Annotated in this window: 22 protein-coding genes; 6 read left to right on the top strand and 16 right to left on the bottom strand. The window is 73.7% G+C overall.

Annotation, left to right across the window (positions count from 1 at the left end):
- Window positions 1–4 precede the first annotated feature (4 nt).
- Complete coding sequence (locus tag LHA35_RS10190) at window positions 5–151, top strand: hypothetical protein (protein ID WP_226607871.1); 147 nt, start codon at window positions 5–7, stop codon at window positions 149–151.
- Between the two features lie 42 nt (window positions 152–193).
- Window positions 194–1099, top strand: a complete 906-nt coding sequence (locus LHA35_RS10185; protein WP_264185464.1) for a tyrosine recombinase — start codon at window positions 194–196, stop codon at window positions 1097–1099.
- A gap of 4 nt (window positions 1100–1103) precedes the next feature.
- Here the strand turns inward: LHA35_RS10185 and LHA35_RS10180 are convergent, their stop codons facing one another.
- Window positions 1104–1934, bottom strand: a complete 831-nt coding sequence (locus LHA35_RS10180; RefSeq protein WP_226607866.1) for a class I SAM-dependent methyltransferase — start codon at window positions 1932–1934, stop codon at window positions 1104–1106.
- 234 nt (window positions 1935–2168) lie between these two features.
- Here LHA35_RS10180 and LHA35_RS10175 point away from each other — a divergent pair, with 234 nt between their 5' ends.
- Together LHA35_RS10175 and LHA35_RS10170 are read left to right on the top strand one after the other, a co-directional pair.
- Window positions 2169–3125, top strand: coding sequence for an acetyl-CoA carboxylase carboxyltransferase subunit alpha (locus tag LHA35_RS10175; protein WP_226607863.1), 957 nt, complete (start codon window positions 2169–2171; stop codon window positions 3123–3125).
- 158 nt (window positions 3126–3283) lie between these two features.
- Entirely contained in the window at window positions 3284–4798 is a 1515-nt protein-coding gene (locus tag LHA35_RS10170) for an MFS transporter (RefSeq protein ID WP_226607860.1), read from the top strand.
- A gap of 116 nt (window positions 4799–4914) precedes the next feature.
- On the opposite strand, the gene LHA35_RS10165 is transcribed toward LHA35_RS10170, so the two are convergent.
- The 10 genes from LHA35_RS10165 to LHA35_RS10120 form a co-directional block, all read right to left on the bottom strand.
- Entirely contained in the window at window positions 4915–6810 is a 1896-nt protein-coding gene (locus LHA35_RS10165; RefSeq protein WP_226607857.1) for an AI-2E family transporter, read from the bottom strand.
- Between the two features lie 92 nt (window positions 6811–6902).
- Window positions 6903–7328, bottom strand: coding sequence for a DUF2141 domain-containing protein (locus LHA35_RS10160; protein ID WP_226607853.1), 426 nt, complete (start codon window positions 7326–7328; stop codon window positions 6903–6905).
- 140 nt (window positions 7329–7468) lie between these two features.
- Window positions 7469–7846, bottom strand: coding sequence for a monovalent cation/H(+) antiporter subunit G (mnhG, locus tag LHA35_RS10155; RefSeq protein ID WP_226607849.1), 378 nt, complete (start codon window positions 7844–7846; stop codon window positions 7469–7471).
- Window positions 7843–8124: a K+/H+ antiporter subunit F gene (locus LHA35_RS10150; RefSeq protein ID WP_226607846.1), complete on the bottom strand. Its 282-nt coding sequence runs from the start codon at window positions 8122–8124 to the stop codon at window positions 7843–7845. Before LHA35_RS10150 ends, mnhG begins: the two co-directional genes overlap by 4 nt.
- The gene (locus tag LHA35_RS10145) at window positions 8121–8612 is read right to left on the bottom strand and encodes a Na+/H+ antiporter subunit E (RefSeq protein WP_226607844.1); all 492 of its coding nucleotides are present in this window, start codon (window positions 8610–8612) and stop codon (window positions 8121–8123) included. Before LHA35_RS10145 ends, LHA35_RS10150 begins: the two co-directional genes overlap by 4 nt.
- Window positions 8609–10219: a monovalent cation/H+ antiporter subunit D gene (locus LHA35_RS10140; RefSeq protein ID WP_226607842.1), complete on the bottom strand. Its 1611-nt coding sequence runs from the start codon at window positions 10217–10219 to the stop codon at window positions 8609–8611. The genes LHA35_RS10145 and LHA35_RS10140 overlap by 4 nt, the downstream gene beginning before the upstream one ends.
- The gene (locus LHA35_RS10135) at window positions 10216–10560 is read right to left on the bottom strand and encodes a Na+/H+ antiporter subunit C (RefSeq protein ID WP_226607840.1); all 345 of its coding nucleotides are present in this window, start codon (window positions 10558–10560) and stop codon (window positions 10216–10218) included. The genes LHA35_RS10140 and LHA35_RS10135 overlap by 4 nt, the downstream gene beginning before the upstream one ends.
- On the bottom strand, window positions 10560–13511 hold the full coding sequence (locus LHA35_RS10130; protein WP_226607838.1) for a monovalent cation/H+ antiporter subunit A: 2952 nt from the start codon (window positions 13509–13511) through the stop codon (window positions 10560–10562). Before LHA35_RS10130 ends, LHA35_RS10135 begins: the two co-directional genes overlap by 1 nt.
- A gap of 59 nt (window positions 13512–13570) precedes the next feature.
- On the bottom strand, window positions 13571–14050 hold the full coding sequence (locus tag LHA35_RS10125) for a PTS sugar transporter subunit IIA (protein ID WP_226607836.1): 480 nt from the start codon (window positions 14048–14050) through the stop codon (window positions 13571–13573).
- Between the two features lie 361 nt (window positions 14051–14411).
- Window positions 14412–14846 (bottom strand): secondary thiamine-phosphate synthase enzyme YjbQ, encoded by a 435-nt coding sequence (locus LHA35_RS10120; protein ID WP_226607834.1) that lies wholly within the window; start codon window positions 14844–14846, stop codon window positions 14412–14414.
- Between the two features lie 401 nt (window positions 14847–15247).
- Here LHA35_RS10120 and LHA35_RS10115 point away from each other — a divergent pair, with 401 nt between their 5' ends.
- Together LHA35_RS10115 and LHA35_RS10110 are read left to right on the top strand one after the other, a co-directional pair.
- Window positions 15248–16495: an NAD(P)/FAD-dependent oxidoreductase gene (locus tag LHA35_RS10115; protein ID WP_226607832.1), complete on the top strand. Its 1248-nt coding sequence runs from the start codon at window positions 15248–15250 to the stop codon at window positions 16493–16495.
- Window positions 16496–16879: 384 nt separating this feature from the next.
- Entirely contained in the window at window positions 16880–18421 is a 1542-nt protein-coding gene (locus LHA35_RS10110; RefSeq protein WP_226607830.1) for a serine hydrolase domain-containing protein, read from the top strand.
- Between the two features lie 90 nt (window positions 18422–18511).
- On the opposite strand, the gene LHA35_RS10105 is transcribed toward LHA35_RS10110, so the two are convergent.
- From LHA35_RS10105 to treY, 5 genes are all read right to left on the bottom strand, one after another.
- Window positions 18512–19144 carry a flavin reductase family protein gene (locus LHA35_RS10105; RefSeq protein ID WP_226607827.1) on the bottom strand — a complete coding sequence of 211 codons (633 nt, stop codon included), beginning with the start codon at window positions 19142–19144 and terminating at the stop codon, window positions 18512–18514.
- Window positions 19145–19360: 216 nt separating this feature from the next.
- On the bottom strand, window positions 19361–19777 hold the full coding sequence (locus tag LHA35_RS10100; protein ID WP_226607824.1) for a hypothetical protein: 417 nt from the start codon (window positions 19775–19777) through the stop codon (window positions 19361–19363).
- Window positions 19778–19866: 89 nt separating this feature from the next.
- Complete coding sequence (gene hydA, locus LHA35_RS10095; protein ID WP_226607822.1) at window positions 19867–21339, bottom strand: dihydropyrimidinase; 1473 nt, start codon at window positions 21337–21339, stop codon at window positions 19867–19869.
- 125 nt (window positions 21340–21464) lie between these two features.
- Complete coding sequence (locus LHA35_RS10090; RefSeq protein ID WP_226607818.1) at window positions 21465–22859, bottom strand: alpha,alpha-trehalose-phosphate synthase (UDP-forming); 1395 nt, start codon at window positions 22857–22859, stop codon at window positions 21465–21467.
- Window positions 22860–23043: 184 nt separating this feature from the next.
- Window positions 23044–25845, bottom strand: a complete 2802-nt coding sequence (treY, locus tag LHA35_RS10085; protein WP_226607815.1) for a malto-oligosyltrehalose synthase — start codon at window positions 25843–25845, stop codon at window positions 23044–23046.
- Window positions 25846–25850 lie beyond the last annotated feature (5 nt).

Below are 25850 nucleotides of genomic sequence, written 5' to 3'. Positions count from 1 at the left end.
CGCAATGTTCCGTCGGCCCATTCTGCTGCTTGCCGCGATCCTGCTTGCCCTGGTCGCGGTGGGAATGCTCGCCGTCGGGGCCTTCCCCCCCTCGGTCGAGCCGAAGCCGGTCGAGCGGGTCGTGCCGAACGACCGCTTCCAGACCCGCTGAGGCCGGGATTTGGCCGCCCGGCACCTGGAAGCCTTCCTGGAGATGCTGGCGGCGGAGCGTGGCGCCGCCCGCAACACGCAGGCCGCTTATGGCGCCGACCTGCAGGATTTCTTCGACTTCTGTGACCGGCAGGGCACGCCGCCCGCGGGGGCCGGGACCGAGACCCTGCGGGCCTATCTGCGCCGGCTGAGCGATCTCGGCCTCCGGCCGCGGACGGCGGCGCGGCGGCTCTCCTCCCTGCGCCAGTTCTTCCGCTTCCTGGCGCGGGAGGGGGTGCGGGCAGACGACCCGACCGAGCTGCTGGAGGGGCCGAAACCGGCGCCCAGCCTGCCGAAGGCCATCACCGAGGCGGAGGTGGAGGCGCTGCTGGCCGGCGCCGCGACCCTGCCGGGCCATCGCGGGCCCCAGGCGGCGGCGGCGATCGAGCTGCTCTACTGCTCCGGCCTGCGCGCCAGCGAACTGGTGGTGCTGCCCGCCTCGGCCCTCCGGCCGGACGCGCCGCTGGTCGCGGTGCGCGGCAAGGGCGGGCGGGAGCGGCTGGTGCCGATCTCGAACCGGGCGCGGGCGGCGGCGATCGCGGCGCGCGAGGCGCTGGCGGAGACGGGCCGGGCCTCCGCGACCGGCGCGCGGGCGCAGCGCTGGCTCTTCCCCTCGCGCGCGGCCAATGGCCACATGACCCGCCAGGCGCTCGGGCTGCTGCTGAAGGATGCGGCGCTGGCCGCGGGCATCGACCCCGAGCGGGTGAGCCCGCATGTCCTCAGGCATTCCTTCGCCAGCCACCTGCTGGGGCGGGGGGCGGATCTGCGCAGCCTGCAATTGCTGCTGGGGCATGCCGACATCGCCACCACGCAGATCTACACCAAGGTGCTGGAGGAAAGGCTGAAGGCGCTGGTGGAGGCGCACCACCCGCTCGCCGAACGGGAGGACCCGGCCGCCCCGGACCGGTAGGCGCTCACTCCCTCACCGCCGCCAGCGAATAGGCCAGCGGCAGCCAGGGCCGGCCCGGCCAGGCCCAGAGGCCGTCGGCGTCCCGCTCCAGCGCCTGGAACATCCGCCAGGTCACCCGCGGATGCTCGTGCAGCCAGTCAAGCCGCATCCCGGCGCCGCGCAGCGCGCCCAGCACCTCCGCTACCGGGTGCATCCAGGTGACCGTGCGGGTCTGGGTCAGCCGCGCCGCCGGGTTCGCGTAATCCTCCTCCTCGTCCAGGACGAGCGCGCGCGGGTCGAAATAGGGCACCAGCCAGCCGGGCATGCCCTCGATCGCGGTCGGGGCGCGGTCGTCGAAGACCAGGGCGATGGGGTGGCCCTCCGCCAGGTAGAGCCGGCCGCCGGGCTTCAGGAACCCCGCCACCACCCGCGCCCAGCCCGCGATGTCCGGCAGCCAGGCCAGCGCGCCCCAGGTGACGAAGACCAGGTCGAAGCTCTCGGGCTCGGCCAACGCCTCCGGCGCCTGGTAGAGGTCGGACTCGACGAAGCGGGCACGGTCCGCGAGGCCCAGCTCCCCCGCCAGCGCGCGCGCCGCCTCGATGCCGGCGCTGCAGAAGTCGAGGCCGGTCACCGCCGCCCCGCGCTGGGCAAGCGTCAGCGTGTCCTGGCCGACATGGCATTGCAGGTGCAACACGCGGCAGCCGGCGACGGGGCCGAGCTCCGCCTCGACGATCGCGTCCAGCCGGCCCTGGCCGGCGCGCAGCGCGGTCAGGTCGTAGCCGCCGGGGGCCAGGTGGATCGCGACCCGCTCCTTCCAATGCGCCTGGTTGGTGGCGCGCCAGTCGGTCTCGGCCATGCAACGCTCCTCGCGCCGGGGTGAGCGCGCAACGCCCATGGCCCGGCCCCGTTCGGCGGCGGCGGTGCGGCGCCCGCCAACCCCCGGCTGACCACCGTCGCCGCTTCCTCCCTCCGCGCTTTTCCGCTAACCCCGGCGCCCGGGGGACCAGTCCCGCGGCGCAGCAGGACCGCGCGCCGCGGCAGGGGCCCATTCTGCCATGCCTGGCCCGCCGCCTCGGGCCACAGGGACCCGATGCGCCACTTCCTGGATTTCGAAAAACCGATCGCCGAGCTCGAGGGCAAGATCGAGGAGCTGCGCCGCACCACCGATGCCGGCGGCATCGACGTGGCGGACGAGGTGGCGAAGCTGCGCGACAAGGCGCAGGCCCTGCTGAAGAGCACCTATGCCAAGCTGACCCCCTGGCAGAAGGCCCTGGTCGCGCGCCACCCGGACCGGCCGAAATGCCTGGACTACATCCGCGCCCATATCGAGGAATGGACCCCGCTGGCCGGCGACCGGGCCTTCGCCGATGACGCGGCGGTGGTCGGCGGCCTCGGGCGGTTCCGCGGCCGGGCGGTCGCGGTGCTCGGCACCGAGAAGGGCGCGGATACCGAGAGCCGGGTGAAGCATAATTTCGGCATGGCCCGGCCGGAGGGCTACCGGAAGGCCCGTCGGATCATCGAGCTGGCCGGCCGCTTCGGCCTGCCAATCCTCTCCTTCGTGGACACCGCCGGCGCCTTCCCGGGGATCGAGGCGGAGGCGCGCGGCCAGGCCGAGGCGATCGCCCGCTCCATCGAGGCCTGCCTGGAGGCGCCGGTGCCCTTCGTGGCGACGATCATCGGGGAGGGCGGCTCGGGCGGCGCCATCGCGCTGGCCGCCGCCGACCGGGTGCTGATGCTGGAGCACAGCATCTATTCGGTGATCAGCCCGGAGGGCTGCGCCAGCATCCTCTGGCGCGATTCCGCCCAGGCGGCGACGGCGGCCGAGGCGCTGAAGCTGACCGCCGAGGATCTCCGCCGGCTGAACCTGATCGATGCCGTGGTGCCGGAGCCGATGGGCGGCGCGCATCGCGACCCCGATTCGGCGCTGAAGGCCGTGGGCGACAAGGTGTGGGAGAGCCTGGAGCCGCTGCTGGCCCATGACGGCGCCACACTGCGGGCGCGGCGGCGGGAGAAATTCCTGGAGATGGGTCGCAACAGCGTGGTGTAGGCGGCGGGCGGCGCCCGCCCTGCCGCCCCGTTTCCCCGCTGCCCCGCCCGGGCCCGGCCGCCGCCCGGTGCCCCAGCCTTGGTCGGACGACTGGACAAAGCCATGCCGATGCCCTCCCGTGGGGCCAGCATGCCTGCTCCTTCCTCCCCGCCCGCCGCATGAGCCCGCGCGACGCCGGCGCCCCGCCGCCCGACCCCGCGCCGTCGATGACCCCCGCCGCGCTGCGCGCCGCCTTCTTCCGCAGCTTCCCCGGCGTGGCCCCCTCCATCATCATCGCCGCCATCGACCAGACCATCGTGGCGACGGCCCTGCCGGCCATCGCCGGCAGCCTCGGCGTGGTCGAGCGCATCTCCTGGGTGGTCGTCGCCTGGCTGATCGCGGCGACCATCGCGGCGCCGGTCTTCGGCCGCCTCGGCGATGCCTTCGGCCGGCGGCGGCTGCTGCTCGCGGCGCTCATCCTCCAGGCGCTGGGCGCCCTGATCTCGGCGACGGCAGCCGGCTTCCCCGCGCTGCTGGCAGGGCGGCTGCTGCAGGGCTTCGGGGGCGGCGGCCTCGCCACCCTCACCATGGCGCTGATCGCGGAAGCCGTCCCGCCGCGCGAGCGCGGCCGCTTCCAGGCCTGGATCGTCGCCTGCTTCACCACCGCCTCCTGCCTCGGCCCGCTGCTCGGCGGCTGGCTGACCGGTGCCTTCGGCTGGCGCGCGGTCTTCTGGGCCATGCTGCCGGCGAGCGCCCTCGCCTTCGGCCTGGCGCTGCGCATCCCGCCGCGGCCGGGCGGCGGCGGCGCCTTCCGCTTCGACCTGGCGGGCGTGCTGCTCTTCGCCGCCTTCGTCACCCCGGCGCTGCTGGCCTTGCAGGCGGCGCAGCGGCTCAACCTCGCGGCCGTGCCCGGGGCGATCGGCCTCGCCCTGCTGGCCGGCCTGGCCTTCCTCCTGCTGCTGCGGCAGGAGAAGCGGGCGCGCGACCCGCTGCTGCCGCTGCCCCTGCTGGCCGAGCCCTCCATCCTGCGCAGCAACCTGCTGACCGGCTGCGCCCATGGCGCGCTGGTGGCGCTGATCACCTTCCTGCCGATCTGGCTGCAGAGCGTGCGCGGCCTCTCCCCGGCGACGGCCGGGCTGATGCTGCTGCCGCTCTCGCTCGGCGGCGGCATCGGCGGGCTGACGGCGGGGCGGCTGATGACGCGGACCGGCATCGGCATGCCGATCGCGGGCATCGGCCTGGGCTTCGCCGCCGCCGGGCTGCTGGCGGTGGCCTGGCTGGCACCGGTGCTCTCGCCGGGCTGGCTGGCCCTGCTGTTCGGCCTGGTGGCGACGGGGATGGGAACCTCCTACCCCGTCTCGCAGATCACGGTGCAGGTGGCGGCGGGGCCGGCGCGGCTGGGGGCCGCGGCGGGGTCCGTGCAGTTCTCCCGGACGCTGGGGGCCGCCATGGCCACCACGCTGCTCGGTGCCCTGCTGTTCGGGACGCTGGCGGCGGGCGATGCCGGCACGGCCGATCTCTTCGCCCGGCTGGTGCGGGAAGGGCCGGCGCTGCTGCCGGGGCTGGCGGAGGCGGAGCGTTCGGCGCTGAAGGAAGGGCTGACGGGCGCCTTCCGTGCCGCCTATGGCGGCGCCGCCCTGCTGGCCGCGGCCGGAAGCTGGCTGGCCTGGCGGGTGCCGGTGCGGCGGATCTGATGCTGTCCCTGGGACTACAGCGGATTGCGTTCAGAACTGAACGCCAATCCACTGTAGATCATTAATTGTAGAGCAGATTCAGGCTCCCGGGCGTTCACGCCCCTCCGCGATCTGCTCTAGGCCGGCGCCGTGGCCACGCCCAGGCTCGGCGGCTCCGGCCTCGGCGCCGGCTCCGTCAGCACCTGCGGCGCCGCGCTGCCGGCCTGCTCGAGCGTCATGTCCAGCGCCTCGGCGAGGCTGCTCGCCAGCAGCAGCGGCGCCGCCTGGCCCTCCGCCTTCAGCGCCGTCGCCAGCGTCCCGGCCGAGTCCGGCGCCCAGGCGAGGGCAAGCGCGGGGGTGCCCGGCAGCCGTCGCCGCGCGCGGCGCAGCAGGTAGCGCGCCGTCGCCGCGCTGCTGCCGCCCTCGATCAGGCAGAGGCAGAGCAGCCTCGGCGGCGCCGCCGGGCCGGCCGCCATGCCGCCGATCTGCACGCCGAAGCCGCGCCGCCGCAGCGCCTGGCCCAGCATCACCGCGGCCAGCGCGTCGAAGGGCCCGCGGCCGGGCAGGCAGAGCACCGCCCCCGGCACCTGCCAGGGGCCGGGCACCGGGGCGGGTTCCTCGCCCGCCTCGGGCTTCGGGTCCTCCGCCTCCTCCAGGTCCTCGATCAGCATCTCGACGCTCCGCTGCAGCCCGTCCCGCCGCTCGGGCGAGAGGGCGCCGTGCACGGCGTCCGCCTGGGCGAGCCGCAGCGCCGGCAGCGCCACCGAATCCAGATACTCGGCCAGGGGCCTGTCCTTCAGGCAGCCCTCCGCCTGCTCTGCCAGCGCATCGGTGTCGCCGGCCAGCGCCCGCTGGTAGAAGGTCTCCTCCGGGTCAAGCGGCGGGCTGTCGCCCAGCATGACGTCGAGGAATTCCAGCCGGTCCACATGCCGCCCCAGCACCACCAGGCAGACCGTCAGCGGCACCGCCATCAGCAGCCCGATCGGGCCCCAGAGCCAGGTCCAGAAGGCCGCGGCGGCGATCACCGCGATGGGCGAGAGGCCCGTCGAGTGGCCGAAGACCAGCGGCTCGAAGACCTGGCCCATCGCCAGCTCGCCGATGACGAAAAGGATCAGTACCCAGACCAGCGTCGCCCAGCCCGGATCGACCGCCAGCGCCAGCAGCAGGGGGAAGCCGGCCGCGATGAAGCTGCCGATGAAGGGCACGAAGCGCATCAGCCCGGCGACGAAGCCCCAGAGCAGCGGGTTCGGGATGCCGATGAGCCAGAGCGCCGCCGCGATGAGCAGGCCATAGGCGGTGTTCATGGCGGTGAGCGCCAGGAAGTAGCGCGACAGGCGGTAGGCCGCGTCGTCCATCGCCGCCATGGTCCGGTGCAGGTCGCGCGCCCCGGCCAGGCGGATCAGCCGGTCCCGCAGGTCCTCCCGGTAGAGCAGGATGAAGATGACCAGGATGGCGACGATGCCGGTGATCGCCAGCGGGCCGATCAGCGGCTCCGCCACCCGCTGCATCATCTCGAAGGGGGTTGGGTCGGGGGCGCGGATCTCGACCGGCACCGCCTCGCTCGGCAGCCGGCTGGGGGCGGCGCGGGGCTGGGCGGGTGCCGCCGGCTCGTTCGCGCCGGCGGTCCGGCCGAGCTCCTGCATGGCGCTGGAGACGCGGTCCAGCAGCCCGCCCGAGGCCTGCAACCTCTCCAGCTTCTGCAGTACGGCGGTCCGGTAGCCCGGCAGGTTCTCGGCCAGGGAGGTCGCCTGCCGCCCGAGCAGCAGGCCGGTCGCGAGGATGACGGTGCCGGCGAGGGCGACGGCCACGAGCACGGCGGCGACGCGCGGCAGGTGGATGCGCCTGAGGCCGCGCACGACCGGCGCCAGCACGAAGGAGAGCAGCACCGCGAGCACCAGCGGCATCAGCAGCTCCCGCCCGAAATAGAGCACGGCGATGACCAGGAGCGCGCCCTGGAGGAGTTGCAGGCCGGAGCCGGGGACGCCGGCGGCGGCGATGCCGCGATTCTGGGTCGGTGGCGGCGAGTCGGGCATGCGGACCGAAGGGGCCTCCCGGCCGGGGATCGGCCGCGGCACCGGAACGCCCCGCCGGCCGGGCCGTTGCGCGGCAGGCCTGAGTTCGGCCTTCAGCGATAGCGGAGGGTGAGGGTGGTCTGCGCCTCGCCCCGCAGCGGGGTGTCGACCGAGGCCGCCTCGAAACCGGGCGGGCCCAGGCGGCCGATCGGCGCGTCATTGCCGAAGCCCACGCCCTCGGTCGGCCGGCCCAGCCAGTCCCGGCCGAGCTGGCCGTCGCCATCGGCATCGTGAAAGGCGGAAAGGCCCCAGCGCCCTTCCGGCAGGCCGGTGATCCGCAGCTGCACCGCGCCGGGCCGGGCCGGGGCGCGCGCGACATGGCGGCAGGCACCGCCCGGATAGGCCTCCGGCGGGCAGGCCGCGACCATCACCTGCCCCTCGGCCGAGGCGACGCCCCGCACCGTGACCAGCAGGTCACCCGCGGCGGCGGCCTGCGGGAGGAGGAGGGCAAGGAGGGCGAGCAGCCGGGAACGGGGCAAGGCGGTCTCCGGTCGGGCGGCGCCCGGCGCCGGGGACGGCGCAGGTCGCTGGCACGGATCCACGATCTACAGCAGATCGCGTGCCGGTCGTAGAGGCCGGCATGCCTGTGCGCCTGCGCCTGCGCCGGGCCGGCCGGGCATCAGCCGTCCCGCCGCTGCGGCCGCGATACCTGCGGCGGCAGCGGCGGCACCTCCGGGTCGCCCTCCCGCCGGTCGCGGTAGAGGGCGGCGCGGGCCAGCAGCATCAGCGTGACCGGCGTGGTGATCACCATGAGGACCGCGATCAGCACCTCATGCAGCACGGGGCGGCTCTGCAGCACGGAGAAGTGCAGCGCCGAGGCGAGCAGGATGAAGCCGATGCCGAGCGTCGTGGCGAGGGTGGGGGCGTGGATGCGCTCGTAGAAATTGCGCAGCCGCAGCAGCCCGACCGAGCCGATGAGCCCGAGCCCGGCGCCGGTCAGCAGCAGCAGCGCGACGGGCAGCGCGGCCCAGAGGGGGAGATTGGCCGCCTGCGTCATTCGATCACCTCGCCGCGCATCAGGAATTTCGACAGCGCCGCGGTCGCGACGAAGCCGAGCAGCGCGATGAGCAGCGCCGCCTCGAAGTAATGGGTGCTGCCGGTCCGGATGCCGAAGACCAGCAGCAGCATCGCGGCGTTGATGTAGAGCGTATCGAGCGCGAGGACGCGGTCCTGCGCCCGCGGCCCGCGCAGGACGCGGAAGGCCGCGCAGCCCATCGCGGCGGCGAGCAGGACCTGCGCGAGCAGGATGGACCAGCCGAGCAGCGCCACGCTCATTCGAAGATCTCCATCAGCCGCCGCTCCCACCGGTCCTTGATGATGCGGACCCAGGCTTCCTCATCGATCAGGTCGAGCACATGCAGCAGCATCGTCCCGTCGCTCGAATCGTATTCCACCCAGACCGTGCCCGGCGTGGCGGTGAGGATGCAGGCCAGCGCCGCCAGGCCATAGGGATTGCGCAGGTCGAGCGGGATGCGCACGAAGCCCGAGCGGGGGGGCCTCGCCCCGCCCGGCCGCAGGATGATCCGGGCGACGGCGTTGTTGGACCGCACGACCTCCACCAGGACCATGGCCAGCAGCCCCGGCACCGCGCCGAGCCGCCGCAGCCGCGCCTTCGGCGGCGCCAGCACCGCCAGTACCCAGGAGGCCAGGAGCGCGACCAGGGCGCCGAGCAGGAAGGCGCCGGGGGAGAGGCTTTCGGCCAGCAGCAGCCAGGCGGCGAGCAGCGCCAGCGTCAGCAGCGGGTAGGGCAGCCAGCGCGTCATCCGCCGCCCCCCGGCCGCGCGGCCGTCGCCGCGAGGACGCCCCGCAGGTAGTCCTGCGGCGCGTGCAGCGCCTGCGCCGCGGCCTGCATGTAGTCCATGGCCGGCCCCGCCCCGATGGTGAGCGCGCCGCAAAGGGCCAGCAGCAGCGCGACGGGCGCGATCTCGATGACCCCGACCCGCGGCACGCTGCCGGCCGGCGAGGCCCAGAAGGCGTCGATGCCGGCGCGCAGCATGGCGATGACCGTCGCCAGCCCGGACAGGATCAGGGCCGCCAGCAGCACCCAGGTGGTGACGGGCAGCCCGGCCTCGCCGGTGCCGAGCAGCGGGGCGAGGATGGCGAATTTCGCCAGGAAGCCGGAAAGCGGCGGCAGGCCCGCCAGCAGCAGCGCGCAGGCCATGAAGCTCATGCCGAGGATGGCGACGGTGCCCGGGATGGCGACGCCGACCGCCTCCTGCTCCTGCGTCTCCTCCTCCTCCTCGCCCGTGCCGAAGGCCTCGCGCGTCACCGCCAGCACGTCGGCGCCGACCTCGCGGCCGCGCTCCACCAGTTCGATCAGCAGGAAGAAGGCGCCGATCGCGAGCACCGAGCTGGCGAGGTAGAACAGCGCGCCGCCGGTCACCGCGACCTGGCCCGCGCCGATGGCGGCCAGCAGGGTGCCGGAGGAGACCAGCACGCTCGCCCCCGCGAGGCGCGACAGGTTCTGCGTGGCCAGCACGGCGATCGAGCCGAAGGCGATGGTCAGCACCCCGCCGGCCACCAGCCAGGGGCCGCCGAAGCCGGCGGACTCGCCGGCGGCCGCGCCGAACAGCAGCAGCCAGAGGCGCAGCACCGCATAGACCCCGACCTTGCTGAGGATGGAAAGGATCGCCGCCGCCGGCGCGCAGGCCGCGGCATAGGTGCCCGGCAGCCAGAAGCCCAGCGGCCACATCGCCGCCTTGACCAGGAAGGCGATGCCGAGCACCGCGAGGCCGGTCTCCAGCAAGGCCCGGTCCTCGGCCGCGACGTCGCGCATGCGCGCCGCGAGGTCGGCCATGTTGAGCGTGCCGCCGATGCCATAGACCACGCTGACCCCGATCAGGAACAGCAGCGAGGCCAGCAGGTTGATGGTGATGTAGTGCAGCCCCGCCCGGACCCGCGCCGTGCCGGAGCCGTGCAGCGCCATGCCGTAGGAGGCGGCGAGCATCACCTCGAAGAAGACGAAGAGGTTGAACAGGTCGCCGGTCAGGAAGGCGCCGTTCAGCCCCATGAGCTGGAATTGCAGGAGCGGGTGGAAATACGCCCCGGCGCGATGCCAGCGCGACAGCGAGAAGACGAAGACGGCGAGGCCGAGCGCCGCCGTCAGCACCAGCATCAGCGCCGAGAGTCGGTCCAGCACCAGCACGATGCCGAACAGCGAGGGCCAGTCGCCCAGCCGGTAGATGCGCACCACCGGCCCGTCCGCCAGCACGAGCAGCAGGGCGGAGAGCACCGCCAGCGCCAGGGTGGAGCCGAGGCCGAGCGATACCGTCGCCCCCCGCCAGCGATCGCCGGCGAGGATCATGACGATGCCGGCCAGCATCGGCACCAGGACCGGCGCGATCACCAGATGGTCCATCCAGCCGCTCACCGGTCGCGCTCCCGCCCGTCCACATGGTCGGTCCCGGTCAGGCCGCGCGCGGCCAGCAGCACCACCAGCAGCAGCGCCGTGGTCGCGAAGCTGATGACGATGGCGGTCAGCACCAGCGCCTGGGGCAGCGGGTCGGTGTACTGGGCGATGCTCCCCGCCTCGCCCGGCTCAAGGATGGCGGCCGCGCCGCTGCGCAGCCCCCCGGTCGAGAAGATGAACAGGTTCACGGCATAGGACAGCAGGGAGAGGCCGATGATGACCTGGAAGGTACGCGGCCGTAGCAGCAGCCAGACGCCCGAGCCGGCCAGCACGCCGATGCCGAGCGAGGCAACGAGTTCCATCAGTCCTCTCCCGCCGCGGTGACAGGGGTCCGCTCGCGCGCCACGGGCGCGGGCGGCGGCCGGGGCGTGGCGCGGTGGCCGCGCACGGACTGATGCGCCAGCGCGACCAGCATCAGCAGCGTGGCGCCGACCACCAGGATGAACACGCCGATGTCGAAGAGCAGCGCGCTGGCGGCCGGGACCTTCCCGATGAAGGGCAGGTCCAGATAGGCGAAGTAGGAGGTCAGGAAGGGGTGGCCGAAGGCCCAGGCGGCAAGCCCGGTGCCGGTGGCGAGCAGCAGCCCGGTGCCGATCCAGAGATGCGGCCGCAGCCGCAGCCGGTCCTCGGTCCAGTCCGTCCCGCCGATCATGTAGAGCATGATGATGGCGATCGCGACGACCATGCCCGCCGAGAAGCCGCCGCCGGGCAGGTCATGGCCGCGCAGCAGCAGGAAGACCGCCACCAGGAGCATGACCGGGAACACGAGCCGCGTCAGCACGAAGGGCACCATCAGCCAGTCGGCCACCCGGCCGCTCTCGCCCCGCTCCGGCTGCAGGGTGTCCGTCTCCTGCTGGTCGCGCTGCTGCTCCGGCAGTTCCACGCTGTCGGGCGCCGGGCGGAAGCGACGCAGCAGGGCATAGGTGGCCAGCGCCACCGCCGCCACCACGAAGATCTCGCCCAGCGTGTCGAAGCCGCGGAAATCCACCAGGATGACATTGACCACATTGGTGCCGCCGCCTTCGGTATAGGCACGCGCCAGGAAGTCGCGGGCCAGCAGGTCGGGCGGCGTGCGCGTCATCACGGCGTAGGACAGCGCTGCCAGGCCGCCGCCGGCGGCGACCGCCAGGGCCAGGTCGCGCAGCCGGCGCGTGCGCGTCAGCACCTCCGGCCCGCGCTCCCCGGGAGTCTGGAACCGCTTCGGCAGCCAGCGCAGGCCGAGCAGCAGGAGCACGGTGGTCACCACCTCCACCGTGAGCTGCGTCAGCGCCAGGTCGGGGGCGGAGAACCAGACGAAGGTGACGCAGACGATGAGCCCCACCCCGCCGACCAGGATGACCGCGGCGAGGCGATGGTACTTGGCCTGCCAGGCCGCGCCGATCGCACAGATGCCGCCCACCATCCACAGCAGCGCCAGGACGGGATCTACGGGTGAGGCCGGCAGGTTTCCCGGCCCGACACCGCGCAGCCAGGCCGCGCCGGCACCCGCCAAGATCGCGACGGCGACGATCAGGCGCAGCTGCGGCTGCAGCCGCCGCGTGCCGAGGAACCCTTCCAGCCGCCGGGCAAGCCGCCAGGAGAGGAAGACCATCGTCCGCTCGAAGATGCGCTGCCCCTGCAACCGCCGGAGCAGCGGCGGGCCCTCCGCCCCGCTGCGCAGCCGCCGCTGCAGCAGGCGGTAGAGGGCGACGCCGCCGGCCAGCGCGACCACGCTCATCAGCAGCGGCAGGTTGAAGCCGTGCCAGACGGTCAGGCTGTAATAGGGCACCTCCGGCCCCAGCACCGCGCGCACGGCCACGTCGAGGAAGGGCCCGACCGTCGCCGCCGGCAGCAGGCCCACCATGATGCAGGCCAGCACCAGGATCTCGACCGGGAAGCGCATCCAGGTGGCGGGCTCATGCGGCTGGCGTGGCAGGTCCACCGGGTCCGGCCCGAAGAAGGCGCCGTGGATGAAGCGAAGCGAGTAGGTGACGCTGAAGGCGCTGGCCAGCAGGGCGGCGAGCGGCAGCAGGTTCAGCAGCCCGGGCAACGGCGCCTCGGCCGACAGCGCCTCGGCGAAGAACATCTCCTTGGAGATGAAGCCGTTCAGCAGCGGCACGCCGGCCATGGCCGCGGCGGCGACCAGCGCCAGCCGCGCGGTGAAGGGCATGGGGCGGTTGAGGCCCGACAGGCGCCGGATGTCGCGCGTGCCCGTCTCATGGTCGATGATGCCGGCCGCCATGAAGAGGGAGGCCTTGAAGGCGGCGTGGTTCAGCACGTGGAAGACCGCCGCGACCAGCGCCAGCTTGCTGTTGAGGCCGAGCAGCAGGGTGATCAGCCCGAGATGGCTGATGGTGGAATAGGCCAGCAGCCCCTTCAGGTCGTGCTGGAAGATCGCGACATAGGCGCCGACCAGCAGCGTGACCAGCCCGGCCGTCCCGACGATCAGGAACCAGGCCTCGGTGCCCGCCATCGCCGGCCAGAGCCGCGCCATCAGGAAGATGCCGGCCTTCACCAGCGTGGCGGAATGGAGATAGGCCGAGACCGGGGTCGGCGCCGCCATGGCGTGCGGCAGCCAGAAATGGAAGGGGAACTGCGCGCTCTTGGTCAGGGCGCCGAGCAGGATGAGGACCAGGGCCGGCAGGTAGAGCGGGTGCGCCCGGATGCGGTCGCCGGCGGCGAGCACCACCTCGAGGTCGTAGCTGCCGGTGATGTGGCCGAGCACCAGCACGCCGGCGAAGAGGGCGAGCCCGCCCGAGGCCGTGATGGTCAGCGCCATGCGCGCGCCGTCGCGGGCGGCCGCGGTATGGTGCCAGTAGCCGATCAGCAGGAAGGAGAAGAGGCTCGTCAGCTCCCAGAAGAAGGCGAGCTGGAGCAGGTTGCCCGAGACCACCACCCCCATCATCGCGCCCATGAAGGCGAGCAGGAAGGCGAAGAAGCGCGGCACCGGGTCGTCGGAGGACATGTAGTAGCGCGCATAGAGCACCACGAGCGCGCCGATCCCCGTCACCACCCCGGCGAAGAGCCAGGCAAAGCCATCCAGCCGGAGCACGAAATGCAGCCCGAGCATCGGCATCCAGGCGAAATCGGCGCGGAGCACGCCGCCCGCCGAGACGATCGGGTAGGCGGCCCAGACCAGGCTGAGGCCGGCGAGCGCGACGGCGCCGGCCAGCGCGGAGGCGACGTTGCGCGCGCGCGTCGGCAGCAGGCCGGCCGCGATGGCGCCGGCGAAAGGCAGGCCGAGCAGGGCGAGCAGGAGCAGGGTGTCGTACATCGCGTCGCCTCAGCGCCCGGCAGGCGGCAGGGGCGGTGCCTCCGGCAGGGAAGGCCGCATCACCCCTCCCCCGGCACGTCGTCCGTCGCCCGGGCGTAGCGGTTCAGGATCGCGACGACCTCCTCGGCCGACCGCGCCGCCCGCAGCCGCCGCAGCGCCTGCGGCTCGCGCAACGCCCGGCAGGTCTCGGACAGGGCGGGCAGGAAGCCCTCCGGCGAGGCCGCGGGCCAGAGCACGAGGATGACGAGATCGACCGGCTCCTCGTCGCGCGCCTCGTAGTCGATGGGGTGATGGAGCCGCGCGAAGAGCATGACCGGCGGGTCGCCCCCGGCCAGGCGGGCATGGGGAAGCGCGACGCCCCGGCCGAGGGCCGTGGAGCCCAGCCCCTCACGGTCCTGCAGGGCGTCGAGGATCTCCTCCTCTGGCCGCCCGAGCCTCCGGGCGGCCTCGGCCGCGAGGGTCTGCAGCAGGTTGCGCTTGCTGCTGGCGCCCAGGTCGAGGACGACATCGGCGGCCGAGATTCGATCGGTGATCCCCATCCTTCTCTCCACGCTGGGCGGGCGGTTCGTTCGCCGGATATGGCGGGCTCAGCATCACGCTCCCAGCCTTCCGGCGATGTGCGACGAGAACTGCTCCCCTGCCCAGCGCAGGCCCTCGGCCTCGCATTCCGGAGCAGCCTGCGCCTACCAGATGGATTAAAAAAAAGCAATCTTCGGTGGCGCAGCCGGCGGGAAGCAATGCTGCTGCAGGCCCCCGGATGGAAAGCACCCTCGCGGCATTCTCGCGGTCTGGTGATCCAGCCCCCGGAACGTGCCGGCCGGGTCGCCGGCCAGCGCGGAGGCGACGTGGCGCGCGCGTGAACCGGCCCGCCCCTTCCGGTTCCGGCGCCGGCCGACCCCTTCAGGCCGGCGCAGCCGTGCCGAGAAGGTGCAGCACGAGTTCGCGCCGGTGCGGGCTGGTTCGGTGCTCGTAGAGATAGATGCCCTGCCAGGTCCCGAGCACGGGCCTGCCTTCGGCGACCGGGATGGAGAGCTGTGTCTGCGTCAGCGCCGCCCGGATATGGGCGGGCATGTCGTCCGGCCCCTCCTCCTCATGCCGGTACCGGCCATCGCCGCCATCCGGCACCAGGCGCGCGAGGAAGGCCTCCAGGTCGGTCCGGACATCCGGGGAGGCATTCTCCTGCACCAGCAGGGAGGCGGAGGTGTGCCGGCACCAGATGGTCAGCAGGCCGGTGGCGATCCCCTGGTCCCGGCACCAGCCGGTGACCTGGCCGGTGATGTCGATGAGGCCGCGCCGGCGCGTCGTGACCTCGATGCGATGCAGCCGCTGCTCCATGCCTCCTCCCCTCCCTGGCCTGATGCGGATCGCGGCAGGCCGCGAAGGACCGAAGGCGCGACTCCGCGCGGCAACAAGAGCCTGCAGGGGATTGGCGTTCCGGTGGGAACGCCACCCGCCACCCGCCATCGCGTCTCCCGGCCCAGCGGCCCCGGCCGGCGGGCCTGGCATGGGGCATGCAAGGATCGCATCCCGTCCGCGGCGCCATGCCTGCCCGCCATGGCGTCCCGACGGTGCAGCCCGCGCGGGAGAATGCCGCCATGCGACGCCCCGGAACGCCTTCCGGCGCGGCCCGGCATGGCGCCGGACCGCGATGCGGGCGCATCCGCCGCGTGGCGGGGGCTCGACCGGCGGCACAAGGCGGACATGATGCGGCGGCAGACAGGCGACGGAACCAGGTGATGTCCCAATCGGCAATCGTGCTCGGCGCAGGAATGGTCGGCGTATCGGTGGCGCTGCACCTGCGGCGCCGTGGCCACGACGTGGTGCTGGTGGATCGGCGAGGGCCCGGGGAGGGCGCGTCCTTCGGCAATGGCGGGCTCATCCAGCGGGAGGCGGTCTATCCGCATCCCTTCCCGCGCGCCCTGGCCGAGCTCCGGCGCATCGCGCGCAACCGCGCCGTCGATGTCGCCTACCACCCGCTCGCGCTGCCCGGCTTCGTCTCGCCGCTGCTGCGCTACTGGTGGCATTCCGAGCCCGGGCGGTACCTGCAGGCCGTGCAGGCCTATGCGCGGCTCATCACCACCTGCATCGACGAGCACCTCGCGCTCGCCGCCGGCACCGAGGCCATGGCGCTGCTGCGGCCGACCGGCTGGATGCGCCTCTATTCCCGGCCGCAGATGCTGGAGGACGCGCTGGCCCAGGCCGAGCAGGCGCGGCGGGACTACGGGGTCAATTTCGCGGCCCTGGACGGCAAGGCCCTGGCGGCGGCGGAGCCCCATTTGCTGGTGGAGCGGACCGGCGCCATCCACTGGACGGACCCGCTTGCGGTCAGCGATCCGCATGCCCTGACGCTCGCCTATGCCGGGCTGTTCACGCGGGACGGCGGGAGCATCGCGGTCGGCGACGCCATGACGCTCGAGCGCGCCGGCAAGGGCTGGCGGGTGCGGACCGCCGAGGGCGCGGTGGAGGCGGGGGAGGTTGTCATCGCCCTGGGCGCCGCCTCCGCGGAGGTGACGCGGCGCTTCGGCTACGCGCCGCCGCTCTTCGGCAAGCGCGGCTACCACATGCATTACCGGCTGCGCGGCAATGCCGTGCTGAACCACCCGGTGCTGGATACCGAGAGCGGCTTCCTGCTCGCCCCCATGCGGGCCGGAATCCGCCTGACGACCGGGGCCGAGTTCGCCCGCACCGGTGCGGCGCCCACCCCTGTCCAGCTCGAGCGGGCCGAGCCCGTCGCGCGCGGCCTGCTGCCGCTGGCGGACCGCGTGGACGCCGAACCCTGGATGGGCGTGCGCCCCTGCACGCCGGACATGCTGCCGATCATCGGCAGGCTGCCCGGCCAGCCGGGCGCCTGGTGCGCCTTCGGCCATGCGCATCAGGGCCTGACCCTGGGACCGACCACCGGACGGCTTCTCGCCGAGATGATGTCCGGGGCGGTGCCAGGCATCAGCCCCGAACCCTATCGCCCGGAGCGCTTCCAGGGCTGACGGAGAAGGAACCGGACCTCCCGGCGGCGTGGCGCCGGTCGGCCGGCCGTCACCCGGGGCGGATCGCGGATGGGCGTGAACGGGGCACCCCGCAGGCTTCGCGGTGCAATCCCAGCGGGGACCACCTTGCCCGCGCCCGTGAGGCGGCTCGACAGACAATGGCCTGCGGCTGACCGGTGTACGGTTCCGGACGCGGGCCGCTGTGGCGGTGAAGCTTCATCCGCCGCCGGCCGCGGCGCGGGTCGTCCCGGCCCGCTGCGGCGCCGGGTGCCGGACCTGCCCAGACGCCGGCCGGCACGGGCTTCGGCCAGCAACGGGGGGATGCGCCAGGCCGGCGCGGGCGGCACCATGCCGGCCCATCATCGCCGCAGTGGAGACCGCCGGATGCGACAGCCAGACTGGACCGCCGCCATGGCCGAGGCCGAGCCCACCACCGCCACGTGGCGTGCGACCGGCGAGCCGGGGCCGGGCGGCGCCATCCTCCTCCTCGACCGGGACGGCCTCCGCGGCGAGGCCTGCGCCGGCCTCGCCAGCCTTCCGCACCGCATTCCCTTCACCGTCGCGACGCCCAGCCGCTTCGCCTCCATCACCAAGCACCTGCTCTGCGCCTTCGCGCTGCATCATGGGCTGGAACTGGAGGCGCCGCTCGGCGCCCTCCTGCCGGGCCTGCCGGCGCCGATCGCGGCGGTGCCGGTCTTCCGTGCCCTCTCCATGACCGGCGGCATCCCGGACCTGCTGCCGAGCCATACCCTTTGTGGCGTGCCCCATACCGCCGCCATCGAACCTGCCGCGCTGGATGCCTTCACCGCCGCGCTGCCGGGCCTGGATTTTCCGCCGGGCAGCGAGATGTCCTACAGCAACACCGGCTACCGCCTGGTGGAGCAGGCGCTGGCGCGGCAGGGCCATGTCTTCGGCGCCTGGGTGGAGGGCGCGCTGAACGCCGCGCTCGGCACCGGCTTCCGCTTTCCCGCCGGCTGGGACCGGCCGCTCCCGGGCCTCGCCGACGGGTATTGGCGGGAGGGGCCGGGGAGCCCCTGGCGGATCGGCGCCTATGGCATGGCGCTCTCCGCCTCCGGCGGGATGGCCGGCAGCGCCCGCGACCTCGCCACCTGGCTGCGCGCCCTGCTGCGCGGCGACGGGCCGGCCGGCGATGTCCTGGCGCAGCTCGCCACCCCGGCCCGGCTGCAGGATGGGCGGGCCTCGCATTACGGCCTGGGCCTGGCGGTCACGGGGATCGGGGGCGAGCGCCTGGTCGGCCATGGCGGGCACCTGCCGGGCTTCAAGAACCATGTCCTGCTCGCCCCCGCGCGCGGCCTCGGCGTCGTCCTGCTCTCGAACCGGGAGGAGACGGAGCCCTACCTGCCCGCGCTCCGCATCATGGCGGCGCTGCTCGGCCTCGCGCCGCCGCGGCCGGCGGCGCCGCTGCTGCCGGAGGGGCTGTTCATCGAGGCGGACGGCCCGGCCTGGCTCGAGCACCGGGACGGGGCCGTGACCTTCCTCGGCGCGCGCGATCTGCTGATGGCGGGCGAGGCGCCGGGCGAGGTCGTCGCGCTCTCGCCCTACCTGCCGATGCGCCTCCGGCGGGAGGGCGCAGGCATTGCCGGCGAGATCGGCCATGCCGCCCGCCGCTTCCGCCCCGTCCCGCCCGATGCGCGGCTCTCCCCCGGCCTGGCCGGGTTCTGGCGCGCGCCGGCGCAGGGGGCTGAACTCGCCATCGAGATCGCGGCGGATGGCAGCGGCAGCGCCGCCTTCGGGGCCGGGCCGCTGCACCGCCGCGTGCCGCTGACGCCGCTGGGGGACGGGCGGGCGCTGCTGGCGGTCGGCGCGCCGCCCTGGACGAGCCGCGCCTGCGCCTGGCTGCGGGCGCCGGACCGGCTCCGCCTGCTCACCGCCCGCAGCCGCGTGCTGGAGTTCCAGCGCGCCTGACGGCGCCGGGGAGGCTGCCCCGCACCCGGCAGGCGGCTTCGGCGATGCGGCGTGCCTCGGCGATCTCCCCGGGCCCTGCCCAGCCCTTCGTCAACGGTCCCGCTGGCCGGGCAGGAAGGCGCCGCCATCCGTCGGGCGCAGGGCCTCGAACACCTCGGTGACGGTTGCGTAGTCCCGGTAGCCGCAACGGGCCAGGGGCTGCGCCGCCGCGGTATCGAAGCGGCCATCCCGGATGCAGGCATCGTCGATATGCACGCCGACAACCTGGCCGATGATGAGCCACCCCTCCAACTCCGCCCCATCCACGTCGTGCAGCCGCATCGAATGGACCACGCGGCATTCCAGCGCCGCCGGGGAGGCGGCGACACGCGGCACCTTCACGAGGCGGGACGGCGCCTTCGCCAGCCCCGCGGCCTCGAACTCGCTCTCGCCATCGGCCAGCGCGCCGGAGGAGATGTTCATCGCCTCGAACAGCGGGCGCGTGCAGAGGTTGAAGACGAACTCGCCGGTGGCGATCGCATTGGCCGCGCTGTGCTTCATGGTCTCGCTGGTGAAGGCGAGCATCGGCGGACGCGAGTGAACCGCGTTGAAGAAGCTGTAGGGGGCGAGGTTGGCGCGGCCCTCCGCGTCGAGCGTCGAGATCCAGCCGATGGGGCGCGGGGCGACGATCGCCTTGAAGGGATCATAGGGCAGGCCGTGGCCGAGCCGGGGTTCGTAGAACATGGGCGGTGTACGAGCCTTCCTGTCGGGGCCACCGCTCCGGCCTGGGCCTGGGTAGGGTGGGTGTCGCAGCGATGTGAGAGCCAAGCCTACAAGCATTGCTCCCATCCGGGATCAAGGTGGCGTCCCTGCATCCTCGCACCCGGGCGGACATGCCTGCCCGGAGACGCCCGGGCGCAACCGGCCTGCGCCCGGGGGTTCACGCCCTTTCGCCATGCGTCAGGCCACGCATCCGGTCCCGTTGCGATTGAACCCCTGCACCGTCCCGTCCCGCGTCTCGAACACCACGGAACAGGCCCGCGGCGGTGCCGCGCCGCCCAGGCCGAAGCCCAGCCCGGTGCCGACACCCACCCCGCTGCCGCCGCCCCGGCCGAAGCCGAAGCTGCCGAAGCCGAGCCCGAGGCTGGGATAGACCGCCGGCGCCGAGCTTTGCTGCACGAAATCCCATTGCAGCAGCCGGCGCCCATCGGCCTCGTAGGTCCGGCTCGGCACGCCGAGGCTGGCGACCAGCGCCGCCTCCGACTGGCCGACATAGCCCGCCATGCGCTGGTCGAAGGCCTCGGTGGTCTGGGGGGTGCCGCAGGCGCCGAGCAGCGCCAGCGCGCCCAGGACGGGGATGGAACGGAAGCGCAGCATGTCGCTCTCAATGCCGCGCCGGGCCGCGGGTTCCGCCCGGGCGGACGGCCGGGATGCGTGACCGCATCCGGGGCCATCCGACCCCTCCTTCAGCCCCGCGGCGGGGCCGCGTCGAAGCCGTTCTCCAGCACGCCGCGCGGCTGGACCATGGCATAGGGCCCGCGCGGCAGGAACCGCCCCGTCCCCGGCTCCGCCTGCACCACGCCGTCGCGCATCACCACCTCCCCGCGGCGGACCGTCGCCACCGGCCAGCCCGTGACCTCCAGCCCCTCATAGGGCGTGTAGTCGATGGCGTGCTGCATCAGCGCGTTGGTGATCGTCACCTTCTTCCGCGGGTCCCAGAGCACCAGGTCGGCATCCGCCCCGACCGCGATCATCCCCTTGCGCGGCGCCAGGCCCATCAGTCGCGCCGGGTTGGTCGCGGTCAGCCGCACGAAGTCGTCGAGGGTGATGCGCCCCTTCGACACGCCTTCCGAAAACAGGATCGGCAGCCGCGCGGCGAGGCCGGGGATGCCGTTCGGGATGGCATCGAAGCCCGCATCCCGGCCATTCACCGCCTTGCCCCGGTCGCCGCCCATCGAGAAGCCGCAATGGTCGGAGGAGACGACATCGAGCGTGCCGCGCCGGATCATCTCCCAGACCCGCCCCTGCTCCTCGGGGCTGCGGGGGCTGGGGCTGCACATGAAGGCGGCGCCGGCGAAGCCGGGCCGGTCCATGTCGCCCGCCGTCAGGGTCAGGTATTGCGGGCAGGTCTCGCCCCAGACCTTGAGGCCGCGCGCCTGGGCGCGGGCGATCTCCTCCGCCGCCTCGGCGCAACTCACATGGAAGACCTGGATCGGCTGGTCCACCAGCTCCGCCAGCGCGATGGCGCGGTGCGTCGCCTCCCGCTCGACCACCGGCGGGCGGGACCAGGCATGGTATTTCGGCGCGGTCAGGCCGGCGGCCAGCAGCGCCCCGGTCCGCCACTTGATGGCGGCGTAGTTCTCGCAGTGGACGGTGACCAGGCAGCCATTCCTCCGCGCCGTCACCAGGACCTTGATGTAGTCCTCGTCCGAGAGATGCAGCGGCTCGTAGGTCAGGAAGACCTTCAGGCTGCGGATGCCGCGGGCGACGATCTCGGGCACCTCCCGCTCCAGCACCGCTTCCGTCGGATCGGTGATGATCTGGTGGAAGCTGTAGTCCAGCATGCCCCTGGCGGCGCGCCGCTCGTAATCCGCAAGACGCGGCAGGATGCCCTCGCCCTTCCATTGCGGCACGAAGCAGACGACCGAGGTCGTGCCGCCCGCGAAGGCGGAGGTGCTGGCGGTGAGGAAGCTCTCCTCGCTGACCGTCACCGCCGGCTCGCCGGCGGTGCCGCCGCGCGCCGGCTCCTCGATATGGCAGTGGCTGTCCACGCCGCCCGGCAGCACCAGCAGCCCGCCGGCATCGAGCGCCGCGGCGGCGTCGGTGAGGCGCTCCGCGAGCGCCACGATGCGCCCGCGGCGGATGCCGATGTCGCAGCGCGCCGTGCCGAAGCCGGTCGCCACCTCGCCGCCGCGCACCACCAGGTCGTATTCCGCCACCGCAGGCTCTCCCTTGCCGTTCCGCTCGCAGGTTCGGACGTGCAAGAAGGATGCCGCGGGTCACGGCATGGCGCAAACCGGCACCGCTGATCCGAGCCGGGGGGATTCTGCCGGCCGGCCCGCGCTCAGGCGGTGCCGGCGATCGGCATCCGGTCCAGCGCCTCCGGCGCCAGGGCGCGCAGGAAATCCTGCCCCCAGCCCTCGGGCGAGGCGCCGGCGATCGCGGCCCAGGCGTCCTGCCAGCGTGCCTGGCGCTCGGCCAGCGGCATGTCGAGCGCGGCGCAGATCGCCTCCGCCATGCCTTCCGCGTCATGCGGGTTGACCAGCAGGGCGGAGGAGAGCTGGGCGGCGGCGCCGGCGAAGCGGGAGAGCACCAGCACGCCAGGGTCGGCCGGGTCCTGCGCGGCGATGTACTCCTTCGCCACCAAGTTCATGCCGTCCCTGATCGGCGTCACCAGCCCGACCCGGGCCAGCCGCATGAAGCCCGCCACCGTGTCGCGGTTCTGCGGCCGGGCCAGCAGGCGCAGCGGCAGCCAGTCGGGCTCCCCGAATTCGCTGTTGATGGCGCCGGCGGCCAAGTCGATCTCCTGCCGCAGGCGCTTGTAGGCCGCGACATCCTCGCGCGAGGGGGCGGCGATCTGCAGCATGGTCAGGCTGCGTGCCGGCCGGCGGGCGACGACGCGGCGGAAGGCCTCCAGCCGCTCCGGCAGGCCCTTGGTCGGGTCCAGCCGATCGATGCCGAGCAGCATCGCCTGGCCGCGGAGCGATTCGGCCAGCAGGCGGCTCGGCTCCGCCTCCATCTGCGCCGCGGCGGTCGCGGCGAATTCGGGGGCGGCGATCTCCGCCGGGAAGACGCCGAGCCGGACGGGCCGGCCGCCGAGTTCCAGCATGGCATCGCCGGTGCGCACCGCGCCGGCGAAGCCGACCGCGGTCGCGGCGAAATTGTCGCGGTCCGTCGCGGTCTGGAAGCCGAGCAGGTCGCAGGCCAGCACATCCTGCACCAGGCCGCGGATGCCGGGGGCGACAGCCGCCGCGTCCGGGGCCGGGAAGGGGACATGCAGGTAGAAGCCGGTCGGCCCGAAGACGCCGCGCTGGCGCAGCGCGCCGGGCAGCGACAGCAGGTGGTAGTCATGCACCCAGATGCGGTCGTCCCGCCGCAGCAGCGGCACCAGCGCATCGGCGAAGCGCCGGTTCACCTTGCGGTAGACGTCGAGGTCCTGGCGGCGGAAGCTCATCAGATGCGGCAGGCCGTGCAGCATGGGCCAGAGCACGCCGTTGCTGTAGCCGGTGTAGTAGCCGCGATGCTCCGCCTCGGTCAGGTCGATGGTGGCATAGCCGACCCCGCCGCGCTGGGTGAGGTTGGGCGGGGCATTGCCTTCGGCGACCGCGCCGCTCCAGCCGAACCAGAGACCACCGCGGCGCTGCATGAGGCCAAGGAGCGCGACCGCCAGCCCGCCGGCCTGCCCGGCATTGCCCTGCGGCACCGGCACGCGGTTGGAGACGACGACGATGCGGCTCATGACACGGCCCGATGCGATGGGCCGGGTCCTGCCGGCCTGCCGTCGCCGGGCGCCGGGCGCCGCCCTTCCAGGCCTGGCTCGCCACGCCGCGCCGCGCCGCGCGCCTTCCGGCGCGACCGGCGGGCTCCATCCGTGGCCTCGGCTCTTCTTGCGGGCCGCAGGTCACGCATTCTGGCCTTGCGCGTCATCCCACCTCCAGCAGCGCCACCGGAAGCCGGGCGAGCACCTGCCCGACGGGCAGGCGGTCGCCATGGGCGGCGTGACCCTCCCCGGTCAGCGCCTCCCGCCAGTGCCGTGCCTCCCATGAAGCCGGGAGGCGAAGATCGGTTCCGCCCCATTCCGCCGGCGACAGCAGCGGGAGCGGTGAATCGCCCAATGGCGCGGCCGGCAGGCGGGTGACGACGGTCAGCACGGCCTCTCCCCGCCGGGTGCGGAGGAAGGCGAGGACGTGCTGGGCCATCGGGCCTTCCACCGTCACCGGCTGGTAGTCGCCCTGGGCAAAGAGGGCAGGGCGCGCGGCGCGCAGGGCCAGGGCGCGGGCGATGATCGCCTGCTTCACCCGTCCGTCCTGCCAATGGGCGAGGAGCCCGGCCGGCGCGCCCGCGGCCTCCAGCGCCGTGCGGCGCGCATCCCAGTCCACCGGGCGCCGGTTGTCCGGGTCCACGAGGGAGAAGTCCCAGAACTCCGTGCCCTGGTAGAGATCCGGCACGCCCGGGGCGGTGCAGCGGAGCAGCGCCTGGGCGAGGCCGTTCACCGCCCCCGCCGGGGCGATGCGGGTGGCGAAGCCGGCGATCTCCTCCCGCAGATGGCTGGCGCGGTCCGGCGCCATGATGGCGAAGAGGAAGTCGCGGCAGGCCGCCTCGTACTCGGCATTGGGCACCGCCCATTCGGTGCGGCGCTTGGCCTCGCGCAGCGCCTTCTCCTGCCAGGCGGCGACCCGCTCGAGGAAGGCCGCGACGCCCGCCTCATCCCCCGGCGGGAGGCCGAGCGGCCAGGCGCCGACCAGGGTTTGGTAGAGCATGAGCTGCGCGCTCATCCCCGGCGCGGCGCCGTCCGGCAGGTCCTTCCTGAGCGGCGCGTTGAGGCGCGACCAGCGGCGGATGGCGGCGCCCCATTCCTCGTGCAGTTCGGACAGCACCGCGAGGCGGGCGCGCACATCCTCGCCGCGCTTGTGGTCATGCGTCGCGGTGGCCAGCAGGGCGCGGGGGAAGCTCTTCGCCCGGCCGCGCGCCGAGGCATGGAAGCCGGCCGGCGTGACGGCGAAGCGGGCGGGGTCGGAGCCGACCTCGTTGCGGGAGATCAGCCGTCCGTAGCGGTAGAAGGCGGTGTCCTCCACGCTCTTCGCCGCGACGGGGGCCGAGAGCTGCTGGAAGCGGACCGCGGCCGAGAGCCTTTCCCGCCGCTGCACGGGCGGCAGGCTGCGCGGCGGCTCCCCGCCCAGCCAGGAATCCAGCAGGTCGATCAGCGGGCGGTCGGTGGCGCGCACCGTCCGCCGCGCCCCGGCCAGCGCCCAGTCGAGGATGCGCTTGTCCTCCGCGTTGCGCCCGCCCTGGGTGATGTAGAGGCGGTAGACCGGGAAATGCACCAGCACCTCGGTCAGCGCCCGGCGCAGGCCGGTCAGGGTGAAGTCCCGCGTCACCAGGTCGCGCAGCGCCACGCGCTTCAGCGCCGCGGCGGTGCCGTTCAGCTCGGAGGCGAGGTTGTCCCGCAGGATCTGCCGCCGCGCCTGCCGCGCCTCCTCCTCGAAGGAAGGGCTGCGGTGGGTGTGCTCGGTCCAGAGCGTGGTCAGCGGCGCCTCGCCCGCCGGGTCGTGCAGGACGCCGCTGGCCTCGTCCATGAAGTCGTAGCCGGTGGTGCCGTCCACCATCCAGTCGGTCCGCAGCGTCTCGAAGGGGGCGAGGATCTTCTCGACCCAGATCATCGGCTGGCGGCCCGGCCGCACGGCCTGCATGCGGCGGTGGAGCTTGCGGCAATAGCCGCGCGGATCGGCCAGGCCGTCCACATGGTCGATGCGGACGCCGTCCACCGCGCCCTCGGCATAGAGGCGCAGGATCAGGTCATGCGTGGCGTCGAAGACCTCCGGCAGCTCGACCCTGAGGCCGGCCAGCGAGGTGATGTCGAAGAAGCGGCGCCAGTTGATCTCATCCGCCGCGGCGCGCCACCAGGCGAGGCGGTAGTGCTGCCGTTCCAGCAGCCGGTGCAGGGCCTGGCGCCCCTCCTCGGTTGTCGCGTCGAAGGCGGCGAGCGCGGCCTGGACCGCGGCGCCGCCCTCCGGCGTCTCCGCCTGCGCGCGCAGCGCGGCGCGCCAGCCCGCGGCCTGTTCCCGCGCCAGGGCGCGGTCGCGCTGGTGCAGGCCGACCCGGCCGAACTCCTGTGCCAGCCTCCCCAGGGCCGGGTCCTTCGCCGCCTGCAGGATGTGATGGTAGTGCTGCGGCGCGATGGGGAAGCGGTGTTCCCAGTACTGCGCGTGGAAGCGGCCATCCGCCGGATCGAAATGCAGCTTCAGGTCGCCGGAGGCCAGCACCTCCCCATAGGGCGCGCCCAGGAAGGGCGCGAGCAGGCGGTTGGAGAGCGAGCGGTCCGGCGGCTCCCAGTCGATGTCGAAATAGGGGGCGTAGGGGCTCTGCCGGCCCCATTCCAGCACGTCCAGCCACCAAGCGTTGTCGGAACCGCCGATACCCATATGGTTCGGCACGATATCGATGATGAGGCCGAGCCCGGCCTCCCGCAGCGCCGCCGACAGCCGGCGGAAGGCCGGCTCGCCGCCCAGCTCCGGGTTGATCTGGTTGTGGTCCACGATGTCGTAGCCATGCGTGGAGCCCGGCCGCGCCTTCAGGATGGGCGAGGCGTAGAGATGGCTGATGCCCAGTTGCGCGAGATAGGGCACCAGCGGCACCGCATCGTCCAGCGTGAAGCCGGCATGGAATTGCAGGCGCGCGGTGGCCCGCAGGCCCGCCGGGCCTGTCTCGCGCGGCGGGTTCGCCATGGGTC

The organism is Roseicella aerolata, from assembly GCF_020523605.1.
Classification (GTDB): domain Bacteria; phylum Pseudomonadota; class Alphaproteobacteria; order Acetobacterales; family Acetobacteraceae; genus Paracraurococcus; species Paracraurococcus aerolatus.
The sequence above is the reverse complement of the archived record's forward strand: the minus strand, read 5'-3'. Positions and strand labels throughout refer to the sequence as shown.

Coding starts and splice junctions, on each gene's coding strand:
- LHA35_RS10190 (WP_226607871.1), top strand. CDS start 5: ATGTTCCGTCGGCCCATTCTGCTGCTTGCCGCGATCCTGCTTGCCCTG.
- LHA35_RS10185 (WP_264185464.1), top strand. CDS start 194: ATGCTGGCGGCGGAGCGTGGCGCCGCCCGCAACACGCAGGCCGCTTAT.
- LHA35_RS10180 (WP_226607866.1), bottom strand. CDS start 1,934: ATGGCCGAGACCGACTGGCGCGCCACCAACCAGGCGCATTGGAAGGAG.
- LHA35_RS10175 (WP_226607863.1), top strand. CDS start 2,169: ATGCGCCACTTCCTGGATTTCGAAAAACCGATCGCCGAGCTCGAGGGC.
- LHA35_RS10170 (WP_226607860.1), top strand. CDS start 3,284: ATGAGCCCGCGCGACGCCGGCGCCCCGCCGCCCGACCCCGCGCCGTCG.
- LHA35_RS10165 (WP_226607857.1), bottom strand. CDS start 6,810: ATGCCCGACTCGCCGCCACCGACCCAGAATCGCGGCATCGCCGCCGCC.
- mnhG (WP_226607849.1), bottom strand. CDS start 7,846: ATGACGCAGGCGGCCAATCTCCCCCTCTGGGCCGCGCTGCCCGTCGCG.
- LHA35_RS10150 (WP_226607846.1), bottom strand. CDS start 8,124: ATGAGCGTGGCGCTGCTCGGCTGGTCCATCCTGCTCGCGCAGGTCCTG.
- LHA35_RS10145 (WP_226607844.1), bottom strand. CDS start 8,612: ATGACGCGCTGGCTGCCCTACCCGCTGCTGACGCTGGCGCTGCTCGCC.
- LHA35_RS10135 (WP_226607840.1), bottom strand. CDS start 10,560: ATGGAACTCGTTGCCTCGCTCGGCATCGGCGTGCTGGCCGGCTCGGGC.
- LHA35_RS10130 (WP_226607838.1), bottom strand. CDS start 13,511: ATGTACGACACCCTGCTCCTGCTCGCCCTGCTCGGCCTGCCTTTCGCC.
- LHA35_RS10125 (WP_226607836.1), bottom strand. CDS start 14,050: ATGGGGATCACCGATCGAATCTCGGCCGCCGATGTCGTCCTCGACCTG.
- LHA35_RS10120 (WP_226607834.1), bottom strand. CDS start 14,846: ATGGAGCAGCGGCTGCATCGCATCGAGGTCACGACGCGCCGGCGCGGC.
- LHA35_RS10115 (WP_226607832.1), top strand. CDS start 15,248: ATGTCCCAATCGGCAATCGTGCTCGGCGCAGGAATGGTCGGCGTATCG.
- LHA35_RS10110 (WP_226607830.1), top strand. CDS start 16,880: ATGCGACAGCCAGACTGGACCGCCGCCATGGCCGAGGCCGAGCCCACC.
- LHA35_RS10105 (WP_226607827.1), bottom strand. CDS start 19,144: ATGTTCTACGAACCCCGGCTCGGCCACGGCCTGCCCTATGATCCCTTC.
- LHA35_RS10100 (WP_226607824.1), bottom strand. CDS start 19,777: ATGCTGCGCTTCCGTTCCATCCCCGTCCTGGGCGCGCTGGCGCTGCTC.
- LHA35_RS10090 (WP_226607818.1), bottom strand. CDS start 22,859: ATGAGCCGCATCGTCGTCGTCTCCAACCGCGTGCCGGTGCCGCAGGGC.
- treY (WP_226607815.1), bottom strand. CDS start 25,845: ATGGCGAACCCGCCGCGCGAGACAGGCCCGGCGGGCCTGCGGGCCACC.